Origin of the sequence: Sphingobacterium arenae (assembly GCF_014692505.1) — a bacterium.
In the GTDB taxonomy this organism is placed as follows: Bacteria; Bacteroidota; Bacteroidia; order Sphingobacteriales; family Sphingobacteriaceae; genus Sphingobacterium; species Sphingobacterium arenae.
The window spans coordinates 1,409,785-1,426,384 of the sequence record NZ_JACNYK010000001.1 but is presented as its reverse complement, the minus strand read 5'-3'; the positions used below and the strand labels follow the sequence as shown (position 1 = coordinate 1,426,384).

Annotated in this window: 13 protein-coding genes; 2 read left to right on the top strand and 11 right to left on the bottom strand. The window is 41.0% G+C overall.

From position 1 onward, the window contains the following. Together H8B17_RS05445 and H8B17_RS05440 are read right to left on the bottom strand one after the other, a co-directional pair. Entirely contained in the window at window positions 1-708 is a 708-nt protein-coding gene (locus H8B17_RS05445) for a response regulator transcription factor (RefSeq protein ID WP_190308110.1), read from the bottom strand. Next, window positions 698-1,579, bottom strand: a complete 882-nt coding sequence (locus tag H8B17_RS05440; RefSeq protein WP_190308109.1) for a sensor histidine kinase — start codon at window positions 1,577-1,579, stop codon at window positions 698-700. Before H8B17_RS05440 ends, H8B17_RS05445 begins: the two co-directional genes overlap by 11 nt. A gap of 101 nt (window positions 1,580-1,680) precedes the next feature. Between H8B17_RS05440 and H8B17_RS05435 the strand changes: the two genes are divergently transcribed. Continuing rightward, entirely contained in the window at window positions 1,681-2,382 is a 702-nt protein-coding gene (locus H8B17_RS05435) for a YjjG family noncanonical pyrimidine nucleotidase (protein WP_190308108.1), read from the top strand. 74 nt (window positions 2,383-2,456) lie between these two features. Here the strand turns inward: H8B17_RS05435 and H8B17_RS05430 are convergent, their stop codons facing one another. From H8B17_RS05430 to H8B17_RS05420, 3 genes are all read right to left on the bottom strand, one after another. Continuing rightward, window positions 2,457-3,266 (bottom strand): 3-keto-disaccharide hydrolase, encoded by an 810-nt coding sequence (locus H8B17_RS05430; protein ID WP_190308107.1) that lies wholly within the window; start codon window positions 3,264-3,266, stop codon window positions 2,457-2,459. A gap of 60 nt (window positions 3,267-3,326) precedes the next feature. Next, window positions 3,327-5,825: an outer membrane beta-barrel protein gene (locus H8B17_RS05425; protein ID WP_190308106.1), complete on the bottom strand. Its 2,499-nt coding sequence runs from the start codon at window positions 5,823-5,825 to the stop codon at window positions 3,327-3,329. A gap of 310 nt (window positions 5,826-6,135) precedes the next feature. Then, on the bottom strand, window positions 6,136-6,417 hold the full coding sequence (locus tag H8B17_RS05420) for an ATP-dependent Clp protease adaptor ClpS (protein ID WP_190308105.1): 282 nt from the start codon (window positions 6,415-6,417) through the stop codon (window positions 6,136-6,138). 65 nt (window positions 6,418-6,482) lie between these two features. Between H8B17_RS05420 and H8B17_RS05415 the strand changes: the two genes are divergently transcribed. Then, the gene (locus H8B17_RS05415; protein WP_190308104.1) at window positions 6,483-7,535 is read left to right on the top strand and encodes a 3-oxoacyl-ACP synthase III family protein; all 1,053 of its coding nucleotides are present in this window, start codon (window positions 6,483-6,485) and stop codon (window positions 7,533-7,535) included. 20 nt (window positions 7,536-7,555) lie between these two features. On the opposite strand, the gene H8B17_RS05410 is transcribed toward H8B17_RS05415, so the two are convergent. The 6 genes from H8B17_RS05410 to H8B17_RS05385 all read right to left on the bottom strand — a co-directional run bounded on the left by H8B17_RS05410 (window position 7,556) and on the right by H8B17_RS05385 (window position 16,499). Beyond that, window positions 7,556-8,215, bottom strand: a complete 660-nt coding sequence (locus H8B17_RS05410; protein ID WP_223816374.1) for a sterol desaturase family protein — start codon at window positions 8,213-8,215, stop codon at window positions 7,556-7,558. A 107-nt stretch (window positions 8,216-8,322) separates the two neighbouring features. After that, on the bottom strand, window positions 8,323-9,507 hold the full coding sequence (locus tag H8B17_RS05405; protein WP_190308103.1) for a class I SAM-dependent rRNA methyltransferase: 1,185 nt from the start codon (window positions 9,505-9,507) through the stop codon (window positions 8,323-8,325). A gap of 88 nt (window positions 9,508-9,595) precedes the next feature. Then, on the bottom strand, window positions 9,596-11,194 hold the full coding sequence (locus tag H8B17_RS05400; RefSeq protein ID WP_190308102.1) for a RagB/SusD family nutrient uptake outer membrane protein: 1,599 nt from the start codon (window positions 11,192-11,194) through the stop codon (window positions 9,596-9,598). Window positions 11,195-11,212: 18 nt separating this feature from the next. Beyond that, on the bottom strand, window positions 11,213-14,377 hold the full coding sequence (locus H8B17_RS05395) for a SusC/RagA family TonB-linked outer membrane protein (RefSeq protein ID WP_223816373.1): 3,165 nt from the start codon (window positions 14,375-14,377) through the stop codon (window positions 11,213-11,215). A gap of 195 nt (window positions 14,378-14,572) precedes the next feature. Continuing rightward, complete coding sequence (locus tag H8B17_RS05390) at window positions 14,573-15,691, bottom strand: FecR family protein (protein WP_190308100.1); 1,119 nt, start codon at window positions 15,689-15,691, stop codon at window positions 14,573-14,575. 175 nt (window positions 15,692-15,866) lie between these two features. Continuing rightward, entirely contained in the window at window positions 15,867-16,499 is a 633-nt protein-coding gene (locus H8B17_RS05385) for an RNA polymerase sigma factor (protein WP_190308099.1), read from the bottom strand. Between the last annotated feature and the right edge of the window lie 101 nt (window positions 16,500-16,600).

Genomic DNA, 16,600 nt, shown 5'->3' with positions numbered 1-16,600 from the left:
TTATGTTGGTGTATCCGTAAACTTATACCCCACCCCACGGATTGAATGAAAATACACAGGATGTTTTTGATCTGGTTCAAAATATTTACGAAATGTCAAAATAAAATTATCTATCGTACGCGTCGATGGATAGACATCATAATTCCACACAGTCTCTAATATTTGCTCTCGGGAAACCGCTTCATTTTTACGTTCGATCAATAGCTTCAACAGCATGGTTTCCTTTTTTGTTAGTGAGGTGATGTTTCCATCCGCATGATGAAGTTCATAGGAGTTAAAATAAATTGTCTTATCACCAATAGTATACGAGTTAAATTCCTTTAGATCGTCTGACTTAAGTCCTCTACGGATCAAATTGCCTACACGGAGAATCAACTCTTCCAAGTTAAAAGGCTTTACTAGATAGTCGTCCGCACCTTTTTTTAAGCCTGTGATACGGTCTTCGCTACTATTTTTTGCAGTTAAAAACATAATAGGCACCTCCGAATTTTGTAAACGAATGGTCTCCGCAACCTGAAAACCGTCGATTTCGGGAATCATCACATCTAAAACCACTAGATTGAAGCGTTCTTCTTTAAATATCTTTAATGCTTTCTTTCCGTCGGTCGCTGTCGTTACACGATAGCCTTCTAATTCTAAATTCAATTTGATGGCTTCTAACAAGTGTTCCTCATCTTCCACCAATAATATACGTTGCTTAGCTTGCATAATTTTCAAATGTTACTTCAAAAATACTCCCAGATGGAGCGTTATCTTTTACCTTAATGGAGGCGTTGTGTTTTTGCAATACCGTCTTCACTATATACAACCCTAAACCTGTGCCTTTAGTTTTACGCGTCGACTCATTGCCTATTCTGTAAAACTTATTAAATATATTCTTTTTTTCTTCGTCTACAACGCCCGGACCGTGGTCAGCCACTGAAAAGATGATACGATTACCTTCCTCTTCCTCTTTAAGCTGCACTTCTACAGTCGCACAAGGTGGCGAATATTTAATCGCATTTTCAATTAGATTAGTCACAACATTTGTGATGGCAAATTTATCTGCACGAATAATTAGCCCTGCTTCCAAATCCGGCTTTATCACCTGAGAACTACATGCATTTTTTTGCAGTCTGTCAACCACATTGTCCACCAATTCTGTTAAATTAAAATTTTCTTTTGGAAAATTAAAACTTCGGTTTTCCAATTTGGTTGTCAATAATACATTTTCGACAAGATCGTCCAATCTTTCGATATCCTTTAAGGAATTAGAGAGGAAAACTTTTTGCTGCTCTCTTTCTAGATCACGCTTTAGAATAGTCTGGATGTATAGCTTTACGGAAGCGAGAGGTGATTTCAATTCATGCGTTACAGAGAGTAGAAAGTTTTGTTGCTGCTGCTGCTGTTTATGCTCGCGCGTGAATAGCTTCTTCAGCCGCATGGCTCCCCAAATAAAAATCAAAAAGAAGAAAAGCCCTTCTCCAATGATCATCCCCTTGCGTTCCGGTTCGTAATTAACCAGCAGATACCCCCACCAAAGTAATTGTGTAATAGCGTAAAACACCAAAAAATAAAACAGCACGAGCGCTCGCTTCATACAGATAAATTAATGTCATACAAAAATAACCATTTGTTAACCTGAAAGGAAATACTCGGCGCAATATGACAATAGGTTAAGAAAGGTGCTATATTTGCCTTATGTTTTTCCACAAAAAAGATATTTTCTTCGACTTAGATCACACGATTTGGGATTTTGACAAGAACGCACAGGAAACGCTACATGATCTTTACTATAAATATCATTTTGACAAATTGATCGGAAAGGCTGATTCTGATCTTTTTATCGAGACGTATACTGTAAATAATCACCGGCTTTGGGCACTTTACCATCACGGAAAAATCGACAAGTCGACCCTACGCCGACTTCGGTTTGCTGATACTTTTACCCAGCTTGGAATTGACCCAGAACTATTTCCGGAGGCTTTTGAGGAGGAGTATTTACACATTTGCCCTACCAAAACAAACCTGTTTCCAAATGCGATTGAAACATTAGCCTATTTACAGCGTAAATATAAACTACATTTGATATCAAATGGTTTCAAAGAGGCCTGTGAAAAGAAGTTGGAACACAGCAAACTAAAGCCCTATTTTAAAACGATTGTTATTTCCGAATTATTCGGAGTAAATAAACCCGATCCTAGAATCTTCGAGCACGCGTTACAGCATGGAGAAGCGGAGAAAACAACATCTATCATGATTGGAGATAGTCTCGATGCCGATGTTCGTGGTGCACAAAACGCGGGTATTGATGCTATCTTCTTTAATGCCATGGGTCTCGAACAACCGAAAGATATCCGTCATATGATTCGCGATTTAGCGGAATTACAACAGGTATTCTAAAATGCAGAGATGCGATTAAATGACCCTTGGAGAGTTCAGGATAATCCCATCTCTGCATATCTCTGTGGCTTGAATTATAAAACTTTCACGGTTATATTCTTCAACCACACATCATCACCGTGATCTTGAAACCCGATCACACCCGATTTAGAAACTCCCCCTACGTTATTCAATAATTCAAATGCCAATGGCCATTTTTCTTGACTGAACTTACTCGCTTGCAATAAGGCGGTCCAATCGGGTGTCCACAATGTATACTCAACCACTTTCTCTCCATTTTGATAATGGGTAACTTTCCCTTTATTGACGACAATCTTCGCTTTATTCCATTCTCCAGCGGGTTTACCATTTTGTGGCTTGGCCGGAATCATGTCATAAAGGGATCCCGATTTACGATTGCCATCAACCCCTTGTTTAGCGTCCGGATGATTCTCATTATCTAACAATTGGTATTCCGGGCTCGATATATATATAGCTTGTCCTTTTACTTCTTTTGCTAAGAAAAACACGCCTGAATTACCTGCATGGGAAATCTTCCATTCAAACTCCAATTCAAAATTCTGAAAATCGTGTGCAAAAATAATGTCTCCCCCATCGTTTTTGGTTAGCCCCGCGTCCTTCCCAGAGAATTTTAAGGTTCCCTCTTCAATACTCCACTTTGCTGGAACATTTGCTTTGTTGTACCCTCGCCACCCCTCCAATGATGTGCCATTAAAGAGCACATAGGCTCCTTCCGCATTTTTTTGAATTTTATTCATATCCATCTTGGGAAGATTATTCAACTCATAGGGGGGAACATTGTTGCCGGCTACATCTTGTGCCTTACAAATAGTGGAGGACAATAACACTACCGATCCTACCATATACAAAAATCTTTTCTTCATGTTAAAACACATCTTTTATTTTTTTAGTTGTCCGTTAAAGGTAGAAAAATATCTGATTTTTTAAAAGCCGCCTTCCATACCTTCGTCCATCCCATTATCTCCTCCACGATCTTCTTGTTTCTTTGTCAAATCTTGCATACCGAAACGGTAGGTGAATGACAGTGAGAACATGCGTCGCATCCATCGGCTTTCCCTTTGATTAAACTGGGTAGGCAAGTTATTTTCCATACGGAACCGTTGGCTGTTGAATACATCACGCACATTAAACATCACGCTCCCTTTACCGGCTAACACGTCCTGACGTACAGCAACATCCAAGCCCGCCATGGATTTCATCCGACCTTGCACCCATTTCCGGGGAGCACGATAGAAACCACGAGCCTGCAAAGTGGTGGATTTTGTAAATTTCACATTGGTATTGATGTTTCCGTTCCAGCTGAAGTTCTCTACATCTCCCGTGTTGAATTCTGCATAAGGCATGGTTTTATCATAAAACAAGTTCACATTTGCCGTGGCGTCCCACCACTGCAGAAAGTTCACTTTTGATATCAGTTCCAGTCCCATCGCATTTTGTTTCGAAACGTTTTCCCAGCGACTATACGTCACGTTACTTCTGTCGCCGACAATATCCGCTATTTCTTCGGGATCCCTCAAAAACGGACTCATCATATCACTTGAGCGACGATAATACGCGGAACTAATAAAGTTCCACTTGTCATAAAATTTCGCAAAACTCAATTCAAAGGAATGTATATCTTCGGGCAATAAGTTTGGATTACCTTGTCGATAATTGATTTCATCATTTACGTTGACGAAGGGGTTCACCTGCCACCCTCGTGGGCGTTGCACTCTGCGTGTATAAGAAAGCTGTACTTTGTCACCGGAATCACCCACTTCATACGACAAAAAAGCACTCGGGTAAAGACGAAAGAAATCTTGATTTCCGTCATTTCTTTTTTCATCTTCGGGTGCGTCTGGATCTAAATTATAGTAAGTAGACCTTAAATAGGTTTGCTCTCCACGCAGCCCCACTTGCATACCTAATTTCTCTGTCAGCTTTCGTTGATAATTCGCATATAATGCATGCACACTATTCGCCAGGTCAAAATCGTTGCTAACACTATAGTCCGGCAGAAATTGATTCGTCAGGGTATCCAATACTTCCGACCATTGGGTATCCTCACTGTTACGTACGATGGTACGATAACCTGCTTCAAATTTGTGATCTTCCCCGAACGGCAGAACATAATCTACTTGAAAATTCCAGTTCTTTCCGGCCTCACTCGTTACATTCTGGCGTCGGAAATCCGCACGATTATTGGCATAAGTTTGATGAAAATCATTTGTCCCATCTTCCGTATCGTTACCATACGTAATATTAGCGGTAATCTCTTCTCCCTCTCTTTTGAGTTCCTGCTTAAAATCAAAGGTTATATCCATCCCCAGATCTTCTTCGTATTGCTGTGAAATTCGAGAAGATCGGTCCCCTAGACCCAGGACATTAAAATAACGATAATCAATATCCGAGCGCCTGTCATTATCGCGAACGCTAACATTTGCACCTAGGCTAAGCGTAGTTTTCGGTGCGGCGTACCAATCCGTACCAAACCTAAACGTATGGTTCTTACCTTTCCGGCTATTTTCACTCGTGCTAATTGTACGGGCACTATTTTCCTGAATTACGCCATCGATGAGTTCTGTATTATCATTAAAATCGTTCCCCGGACGAACCCTATTCGCATAGTTATATCCGCCAAAGAAATTAAATTTGCGATCTCGATAATTCAAGTCCACCCCAGCACTGTAGTTATCATAAGAACCACCCGATGCCGTCACACTTCCATTCAACCCAGTTCTCACGTTCTTTTTTAATATAATGTTGATAATACCCGATTGGCCCTCCGCATCATATTTGGCAGACGGGTTGGTAATAAGTTCAACCTTTTCTATGCTATTGGCAGGCAAGGATTGTAGCAATGCATTTATATCGGAACCGGCCATCGCTGATTCTCTTCCATCAATCAAAATTTTTACGCTGCTGGAACCGCGGAGAGAAACATTCCCATCGACATCGACGTCAAGCGTGGGCACATTCTGTAACAAATCACTGGCAGACCCCCCTACACTGACCAAACTTTGGGAAACATCGAACACCTTTTTATCAATTCCCAAACGCATCTCTGGCGTACGTCCTTCCACAACTACTTCCTCGATCAGCTTGCCATCATCCATCATGGATACCTGCGCCAGTTTTACTGGCTGTGAATTCGCTACACGTACGTTTTCAATAAGAACATTTTCTTTCCCAACGTACGTAATCCGGATCGCATATGTTCCGAAATCAACATCAGAAAACATTAGTTTACCTTCAATGTCGCTCTGTGCTCCTTGAATATAATGTTGGTTGGATTGTTGGAGAAGGGAAGCACTAGCGCCTATGATAGGCTCCTTTGTCTCCTCGTCGATAATAATAGTTTCTATCTTCCCTTGTTGTGCAAAAAGAAATATCGGGCAAAAAATAATAAAAAAAATAAGCTTCAAGTTTCGCGTAAACATCATGTAAAAAATTATCCTTTTCACAAAAAAACAAAATAAAAGCTGCTATCGTTCTATCGTAACCGCATTATTACGATGGGATTTTTATTTTTTTTCCGAAAAAAGAAACAAAAAAAATCGTCGCTTTGGATGTTTGAGAGGAGGGGATCGTAATAAGGATGAGTTTCTACAGATCCCAAAAATCCGGATGCGACATTGTTGTGTTAAAGGGATATTTGTACAATTGTACTATCTCATCCTCAACCTTCTTAATGCCATATGTAAACTATTGTCGATGCGAGAAAAGTGCGGGCTAGTGGGACGCATCAAAATATTACTCTACAGAAACTGTCAACCCCTCGGATTTTAAGATTTTTCGGTATATTTCCATCTCTGTGAAAGAACCTTCGAGTACGGCGCATTTGCCTTCCGTATGTACTTTCCACGCAATTTGTTCTGCTTGCCCTTCCGAGTACTGCAGATGCTTCATCAGGCAATCGATAACATGATCAAATGTGTTAACTTCGTCATTCCATAGAATCAAACGGTTCGAAGACCGGACAGTCGCCAATATCTCTTCAAGCGTGAACGCTTCTTGCTCTATTTGTACCCCCATTCTGCAAAAATAATTAATATTTTAAAAAATATGTAGATTTACAAACTAATCATGAGGAAAGTAAGATGTTTCAATCGAAAATTGCCGGCATAGGTTATTACGTGCCAAAAAATGTTTACACAAATGATGACCTTACCCGGTTTATGGATACCAATGATGAATGGATCCAAGAGCGGACAGGCATCAAAGAGCGACGCTATGCCGACCGTATAGGAGAGACGACTACTACAATGGGTATCGAAGCGGCTAGAATTGCGATCGAACGGGCAAATACTACAGTAGAAGATATTGATTTTATCATATTCGCAACATTATCGCCCGATTACTATTTTCCGGGTTGTGGTGTGTTATTACAACGTGAAATGGGGATGGGAGAAATTGGTGCACTGGATATCAGAAATCAGTGCTCCGGTTTTGTTTATGCGCTTTCGATTGCTGATCAGTTTATCAAAACGGGTATGTATAAAAATATCTTGGTTGTAGGTGCAGAAAAGCACTCTTTTGCGCTAGATTATTCTACCCGAGGGCGTTCAGTGTCCGTTATTTTTGGAGATGGGGCCGGGGCCGTTGTCTTACAACCAACGAGCGAGCCAGGAAAAGGCATTCTAAGCACCCATTTACATTCGGACGGCGCTGACGCGGAAAAGCTTGCTATGTACTATCCAGGGAGCTCAAGCGGAATATGGTTAGATCAAGATCAACAGCCCGACTGGCCGAAGCAGGAACTTGGCGGAATGTTGATGACCAAGGAAATGTTGGACGACGGCACTGCTTTCCCCTATATGGACGGACAAGCAGTATTCAAAAAAGCCGTGGTTAAATTTCCGGAAGTCATATTAGAATCCTTGACGAAAAACAATCTTCAATCAACTGATATTAATTTACTTATCCCCCATCAAGCCAACCTACGAATTGCCCAATTTGTTCAGAAAACGTTAAGGCTAGGGGATGATCAAGTTTTTAACAATATTCAGAAATATGGGAATACCACCGCAGCATCAGTCCCTATCGCTTTATGTGAAGCGTGGGAGGAGGGAAAAATTAAAGATGGTGACCTCATATGCTTAGCAGCGTTTGGCGCTGGTTTTACCTGGGGTTCGGCGCTAATACGTTGGTAGATAAATGAAAAGGACGCTGACTAATCAACGTCTTTTTCTTTTATCGTGTTCTTCTTCTTTTTTTTCCGAAAACCAGAATTGAATATAACATCCCATATCGCCGAGCTCACACCGAATCCACGCTCTGGATCCGAATAGTGATGCAACATATGGTGATCTTTTATTTTCTTGAATAAGCCCGACTTAAAATTAGCGTGGTGCATGGCATAGTGGCATTCATCATAAATAAGATAGCCCAATAAAAATCCCGCAAAAAAAGAGGCTAATATAAACTCCGGTAAGAACAGACTGAAAATAAGATAAATGATGGTCGCCAGTGGAATACTAGCCGATAAGGGCATCACTAACCGTAAACGGTCTTTCGGATAATCGTGATGAACGCCATGAAAAATAAAATGTATCCGTTTGCCCCAACTAGAAGTTGGCTCATAATGAAAAACCCAGCGATGCAGTATATATTCTGCTAACGTCCAAAATGCTAGCCCAGCGAAAAAATACAGGATAATATTTCCTACAGACATTTCCCCTTCTGTGTATGCTTTGTAAATAAAATAGCCTATCACTGGAATCCAAAATATCAGTGGAATACTGTAATGTATTTTGGTCAGAGATTCTAAAAAATTATTTTTAAACATCCGAACGGATTCGGTCCCGTTAGAAACATATAATTTCTTTGCCATAGCACATATTTTTGATAAACAAAGCAAACAAAGTTACCATGTATCACGATCTTATCAAAGGCTTACTTTTTGAATATATTCACATTTTTGTCAAAAAGCCGAGTATCTTACACTACTCTAATCAACAATCCTTTTAAATATTCACCTTCTGGAAATGATGCTCGAATAGGGTGATCCTCTGGCTGATTGAATTGCCTGATAAACTGGATTTCCTTCCCAGCGTCCAAGGCCGACCATGCGATAACTTGCTTAAAGGTATCCATATCCATTGCACCCGAACAGGAAAACGTGGCCAATAGCCCACCACTTTCCAGCAAGAGCAGAGCTCGTCTATTCAAATCTTTATAAGCCCTAGCCGCCTTGTCTAATGCCGAACGAGATGGTGCATACTTAGGCGGGTCGAGAATAATAACGTCAAACTTTTCTTCTTTCTCTCCCAACTGCCGAAGATATTTATTGACATCGGCCTGTACTGCTGTCAACATCGTCGCGTCAAAACCATTCAATATTATATTTTTATTTAGCGTTTCTATCGCTAACGCAGAACTATCCACAGAAACAATGGAAGAGGCTCCCATCTTAAAAGCATTCAGTGTAAACCCGCCGGAATAGCAGAAACAGTCTAACACACGTTTCCCGCTGACGTATTGTGCCGCTAATAAGCGATTATCCCGCTGATCACAGTAAAAGCCAGATTTCTGCCCTTCAATAATATTGACTTGATAGCGAATACCATTTTCTACGACCTCGACAAATTCGGGTGGCATGTCTCCGTAAAGTAGCCCATTGGTGTCTCGTAGTCCCTCATGTTGGCGGGCGTTTAAATCACTCCGCTCATAGATCCCTTTAGGTTGTACAAGCTGTACCAGCTCATCAACAATGATGTTCTTTACAGCTTCTATACCCGAAGAATGTACTTGTAACGACAAAAAATCACCATATTTGTCGACGATAAGCCCTGGTAAAAAATCGGCTTCTGCAAAAACCAAACGCACCGTATTATTCTGATCCGTTAACAAATGAGTTCTCAGTTCTAAAGCTCGGCGTATCCTATTGCGCCACCAAATTTCGTCTATCGGATGCTCCGGGTCCCATTCCAATAAACGGACGGCTACCCTTGAGTGGGCGTTGTAAACGCCATATGCTATAAATTCTTTATCTATATTAAAAACCTTAACAACAGTACCATTTGTAGGTGTCCCATCTACATTTTTTATTGCGCCAGAAAAAACCCAAGGGTGTAATTGCCAGGCAGCCTTCTCTTTGCCTTTATGCAATGTTATTTTATTCATATTTGCAAAAGTATGGGTTTAGGAGGGCAAAATCAGAAAAAAACAGGTGAAAGTTTTTCTTCCACCTGTTTTGTTTTTTTAATTAAGTTTAGTAACCTGGGTTTTGTACGAGATCTGGTTCTATTTTCAGCTGTAACGCATGGTGCGGCCACAAATAATTGTGTGGTGCAAAAGTCCTATTTTCGATGTGTAGCGTTTGTTTTTGATTCCCAACCATTCTAGTATGCCCTAATGCTGGTTTATTTAATACATCTTCGGCAATTTTCCATCGGATAATATCGTCATAACGCATCCCTTCTCCTGCAAACTCCGTACGGCGTTCGTTACGGACCAAATCAATCCACTGCTGTTGGTTATAAGCACTATATTCCGATAGTGTAACGTCTGCATAGCTCATATCCAACCCCGCCCGTCTTCTCACCTGATTGATGCAGTCTTTTGCCAAAGCATCGATATCATCTTGCATAATTTTGGCCTCCGCGTAGGTTAGCAAGACTTCGGCATAACGGGTGATACCAAATACTAAATTGCCGTTACGAAAGGCATCTTCTTCGGGTACAAACTTACGATACCAATATCCCGATTTACTGGCTCTCAGGTTCTGGTAGTACATGGGTTGTCCGGGGGTATAGATATCAATTTCTTCGCCATAAAATATATCTCCGTGTCCCATGATGCTCGCTTGGTAACGTGGGTCTCTGTTCAATTTGGGATCTAATTCATATTCTTCCTTACTATGGAGTGGGCAATCATCGATGGGCCGTCCTTGTAACGTCCAATAAGCATCTACTAATGCTTTGGTCGGGACGCTATAAGATTGCCCATTTCCTGTACGGAAATGCGGACCCAAATCCCGGAAAGACCAGGTGTTATTAGCGCCTACTGCTTCCAAATTATGATGCTGGATAAATTCTTTATTTGACGATGCTCCGGCGTACTGAAACAAATCTCCATAATTCGGATAAAGCTCATATCTTCCACTTTCCATAACTTCCTGTGCCAAACGGGCCGCTAGTTCATAACGCCCATGGTACAAAGCATAGCGCATTACAAGCGTTTTGAAAGATTCTTTATTCAAAAAGTGCTTATCTGTAGAATATTCCCCCGAGGGTAAGCGGCTAATAATATTATCTGACATTTCAAACAGCTTGTCTAATATCTCGGCCTGTGGTAAAGGTGGTTGTTTCGCTTCCTCTATCGTAGCCGGCTCCAGCAGAAAGGGGATATTTCCCCATCGTGTTGTAGCTTCAAAATAGTGCCATACACGCAATCCTTCCAGGATAGCTTTATATTTCTGTCGTACTGCTTCATTTTCTAAATAAGGCTTATCGATATTAGCAATATACATATTGATACGACCAATATGTTTCATATGCAAGGTATAATAATATTCAAATGCTCGTGTATTGGCGTTGATATTACCGTTCGCAATGCGCAGGTGATGATCGCCTTCCACTCGAGCATACGCATCATCAGATCTACCATCTTTCATATAAAAGAGAAGTCTGCGGTTATCCCGGGGAGTGAAAAAATCCAGATAAGAACTGTAGGTCACACGCTGTAAATCAGCTTCGGTATTGAAAAACTCCTCAAAGGTAGTAGCAGTTGGGTCGCGCTTGTCCAAAAAACTCTCACAACTCGTAAGAACTACCAATAGAGAAATCATAAATATAAATTTCGTTTTCATCTTCTTTATGTTTGTAGATTACAATATTGTTGCTTTAATACCTATGCTGTATGTAGCCATTCGCGGATAGGCTCCGTTACCGTAAAAGCGCGCCGAATCTTTCTCTTCAATTTCCGGCTCCAATCCTTCCCACTTGGTGAAGGTAATCGCATCCTGTGCATTCACATAGACACGCACATTACGGATAGATTTACCAATATTTTTAAAGGTATAGCCTAGCTGTATTGTTTTGATACGAAAGTAAGCCGCATCGCCCAACCACACGTCGCTGAGATTGGCATTCGGCGAAGCGCCAGTCCATACCCTCGGAAAGCGGCTATTCGGATTGTCCGGTGTCCATCGGTTATCCATATAATACTGCCGCGGCGTACCTAAACTATTCTCACTGCCGTCCATCAATACCGGATAAGCTTCAAGTCCCCGTATCCGTTGTGTTCGACGACCTACGCCCTGCCCTAGCATACTAAAATCCCAGTTTTTGTATCGCATATCTACATTAACAGCAAAATTCATATGCGGAAAGGGGTCTCCCAGGTTTATACGGTCATTTTCATTAATGATACCGTCTCCATTTTGATCCACATAGCGAATATCGCCGATTTGCGTGTTCGCCAGTTTCGCTTCAGTAGCATCCAGTTCTTCTTGATTTTGATAATAGCCATTGCTTTGGTATCCATAATAGTTATCAATAGCAATACCTCGATACCATATTTTATCTTCATTTCCTTTAAACACCAAACTATCAGTAGTGGAATAACCAGCTTTGAGTACACGGTTTACGTTATCGAACAGCATCCCGCCGACGGAATAGGAAAAATCTCCGGCTTTATCACTCCAACTGGCACCGATCTCCCAACCTTTATTTTCGACTTCGCCAATATTAACACTGGATTCTAAAATACTTGCACCAATTAGCGGGGGAATAGGAAAGTTATCGTAAATCAGATCGTAGGAATGTTTATGATATACTTCTGCCGTCACATTCAATCGGTTCTTCAAAGCTGCCAAATCCATCCCAATATTCCATTGATTTTGCTTTTCCCAACTAAACTCAGGATTAGGGACACGTGTGTACCATCCCCAGTTATTCACCACTTCTTGCCAAAGATAAGGATCCACATTTTCGTTACCGATTTTACCATAAGAGAACCGGAATTTCAGGTTGTTGATCGCTCCACTGGTCTTCAAATCCTGCATAAACTTCTCGTTATGTACATTCCAAGCTAAGGCTGCGGAGGGGAAAAATCCCCAGCGATGGCCGGGTGCAAATTTGCTACTGCCATCGGCGCGTGCCGTCACTTCGAGGAGATAACGTTCATCAAATACATAGTTTAACTTCCCGAAGAAAGAAGCTTTATTAATTTCTCTATAGTCCGAAAAAATATTTGACATGGTCTCTGTACCGGCGATCAAATAGATTTTATCACGATTGTTAAACAGAGATTCCTGGTAGTTGATGTTTGCCCTTGCGGTCAACTGGCTCTCGCTTACATTCTGGGTTGCATCAACATTGTTCCCCCATATCAGTGCCGGTTTACCTTCTTCATCATAAAAACGGTAGGTTAAACGCTCCTGTTTCCATGCTGATTTATTGATCAGATAAGATACGTTACCATCGATAGAGAAGTTATCACTGATGAAGTAACGAGGCCTTAAATTAATCGTGCTCCGATCATACATACTGCTTCGTGTCCCACCGTGGTGGATCGATGCCACAGGATTAAGATTATTGTATAGCGCGTAGTGATCTGGCCGATCGGTATCATAAAATATCGATTGCGTCGGATTCATCTTCCAAGCATCCTGATATAATCCATGCCCGTTGGTGTTAGCCATAAGTCGATCGTTCTGTAAGCGATGTGCATAAAAATCAGCCAACAACACAAACTTATCCGCCATATTGATGTTGGTATTAAAACGTGCACTGAATTTGTCAGATCCCTCAATATTATTCAACCCCTTATCGGCCATATATCCCAGCATCAGATTAAATGTTCCGACACCTCCGCCACCAGAGATATTAGCACTGGTATTCTGCTTGAATGGGGTACGTTCCGCAATAGCATCCAACCAATCTACAGAAGGTGTTTCGCCCGATTCAGCTTTTGCAATATCTTCATCCGAAAAAAGGTGCGACTGCCCCTGCAAGCCACGTGCTTCATTGTTCAGACGCATATAATCTGCAGCGCCGACGAAATCAGGCTTGTCGATCTGTGAGCTAACACCCGACCAATGGTGTAGGTCCACTTTAAACTGCCCCGGCTGTCCACGATGCGTCTCGATAATGATTACACCATTTGCTCCTTTAGAACCATAAAGTGAAGCGGATGCAGCATCTTTCAGTACGGAAATACTTTTAACCTGATTGGGATCAATGTCTGTAAGCGTCTGTTCCATTCCGTCGACAATGACCAAAGGTGCCTGTCCTTTTAACGTGCTAATTCCACGAATCGATATGTCTCCGGGCGTCTCCCCCGGCATATTACTACTCTGCATCATCATCACCCCCGGCACAGTGCCGCTAAATGCTTCCTGCAATTTGGACATCGGTCTATTGGTAACCCGGTCCATATTCACTTCGGATACCGAAGAAGCCACGTGTCTTCTCTCGATCTGGCTGTAGCCCGTCACCACCACTTCATCTATATCTCGAGTATCAGAACGTAGTACCACATCAATACGGGTTCGATTCTGCGTACCTTCTTCCACTTCCTGGTATCCCATCATACTGAACATTAATGTCACCTCGCCATTTATTGTAATTTGATAACGCCCTGCGTCATCTGTCACGGTGCCTACCGTTGATCCCCTGATCAATACGTTCGCCGCCGCAAGCGGGTTCCCATCTTCATCCCTGACGGTACCGGAAACAACTCGCTGCTGGACTTCTTTCCGCAGCATAATGGTAATTTGATTACCGGTAATGGTATAATCTAAATTTTCGGCGTTTAGCGTCTTCTTCAAAAGACGTTGTAAATTTTCATTTTTGGCGGTTATATTTATCTTTTTATCGGCAACTAATTTATCTCTATACAGAAATACGTATTCACTTTGTCCTTCGATTTCCTCAAATAAATCGATCAATTTACCGTTTCTGATATCAACACTGACATTTTGTGAATAGGTGTCGGCATGAACTGCCACCATTCCCAAACACAAAAAAAGAGCTGTTAACTTTATCATACGGATCGCTTTTTGGTATAGACTTTTATGCCTTTCTTTGACAAAAAAGGTTTGCCTATTGTAAAGAAACTTCATAGATTTACAATCGTTATAAATTAATATTTTGTTAATTAATACACTTATAAATAGGTGGATGTAGCCGCATCTGCCTATTTCTTTTATCGACTTTTGTTAGTATGTCAGTTAAACATCGTGTTACTTTTTCTTGATCGTGATCCTCCTTTCCTCTTGTTGAAGTTGGTATTCAACTGGGTTATATAATGTTGTCAGTAAACTCGTTAAAGGCTGTGTTAAATCTAACCTCCCCGAAAAGGTTTCATTAGATCCAGACGTAGATTCTACTGTAATATCCGTATTATAAACACGCTCTAGCCTCGTGGTAATCTCTGCCAAAGGGGTATTTTTCAAAATAAGTTGTTTCTGTCTCCATGAGATATGATCTTCAACAGTTTCGTTGGAAATAGATAAATGTTTACTGTCCTTGCGCAATACGGCAGCAGTTCCTGGTTTTAGGATTTGAGGTTCAAATAATGTCTCTCCCGCCCCTTGTAATTCTATTTCTCCGCTAAGCAACACTGTTGAAGCAAAAGGATCATCTTTATAAGAACTAATGTTAAACGTTGTCCCCAATACTTTGACCTCCAGATTTGCCGTATGAACGTAGAACGGTCTTTTTACATCGCTCTCTACATCAAAATACCCCTCGCCTTCCAAATATACCCGTCTTTCAGCAGCGTCAAATATGGTTGGGAATGTCAGTTGCGACCCCGCATTCAACCACACTTTCGAGTTATCCGGCAATATGACTTCGATACGTTTTCCATAAGGCACCGTAAGTGTATTGAATGTAGACGTTTTCTTTCTGGCATTCTCATACTTCTGATCCAAACTTAAATCAATAACCTCTTGCCCGTCGGAAATACGCACGTTTTGTCCATCGCCATGTCTCATAGATACCTCTTGTTCCTCTGTTATCAAATTTTGGTTATTCATGGCATTATACAATAAGGAATTATAAGAAATATCAGGGTCCTGCCTATTCCAAAAAAAGAATGAAAGCGCAATAAAGGCGCAAGCAACTGCGCTATATCTTAAGATTTTAATTTGACGATTCCGTCGACGGGCATTTTTCGTTGTTTCTTCGATACGTGTCCATAACGTCACGTGCGCCTCAGATGACAACCTGAGGGATTTCGTCGATTGCAATATGTTTAAAATACGGTCTCCCAACTTTCTAACGTCGGCAGCCGCCTCTTTATCGAGATCCTCGCGGGGTGAGTCGCCACTTAGAATGTCCTCTACTTTACGTTCCATATATCGATTAACGCTTTTGGGATTTATAAATAATTCCGTCTTTATCTACATATATAGAGAACCGAATTATCTTTTTATAGACAGGAATTTTGAAAAAAAAGAAAAAAATTAGAATCAACCGGAAATCAACGTAAAAAAGCAAAAGCTTAAATATACAGAACAGAAGGTATCTTGATTAAATGAGCATGGAGCGACTTGTAATAGGCTGATCGTTACTTTCCCGAACCGGCAGAAATGCGATGAATAATAATTGAGAAATTTTATTGTTTTCCATCCGTAGACGCAAATCCTTTATAGCCCTATATATAAGCGTACGACAAGATGCGATAGAAATATCCATAATTTGGGCAACCTGTTCATAGGACATTTCACAGGTAAACCGCAAATAAAGAGCCTCTTTTTGGCGGTATGGCAATTTCTCCATTTCAGCACGAAGTTTCGTTAAAACCTCGTTTTCTTTATCATCAGATAACGTAATATAGTCTTCGGTATCCAATCCCAATCGAAAACGATAGTTTTCGGCAGAAATAGAACGGTCTATACTTTTTCTCTTACTTTCTACCACTTTTCGGCGAAGAGAACCAAACAGATAGGCTTTTACATTCACGTGAAGATTCAATCTGGAACGATACCGATGTAAATCAACAAACAAATCATGTATGCTATCCTTTACTATTTCCTCGTCGGCACAATATCGAATTGCATAAGAAAAAAGCGCATTGACATATAGGTCATATAAGCTTCTGAATGCCTCTTGATCTCCCTGAATAAAACGCTGCCAATATTCTATGTGCGAATAATTCGTCATATCTAACTTAAACGTCGGACTCCATAACGAACCATTGGAACATCATAATCCGATCGATTGCTATATTGCGTTTACAATATAGCAATCTTTCTGCCATCTAC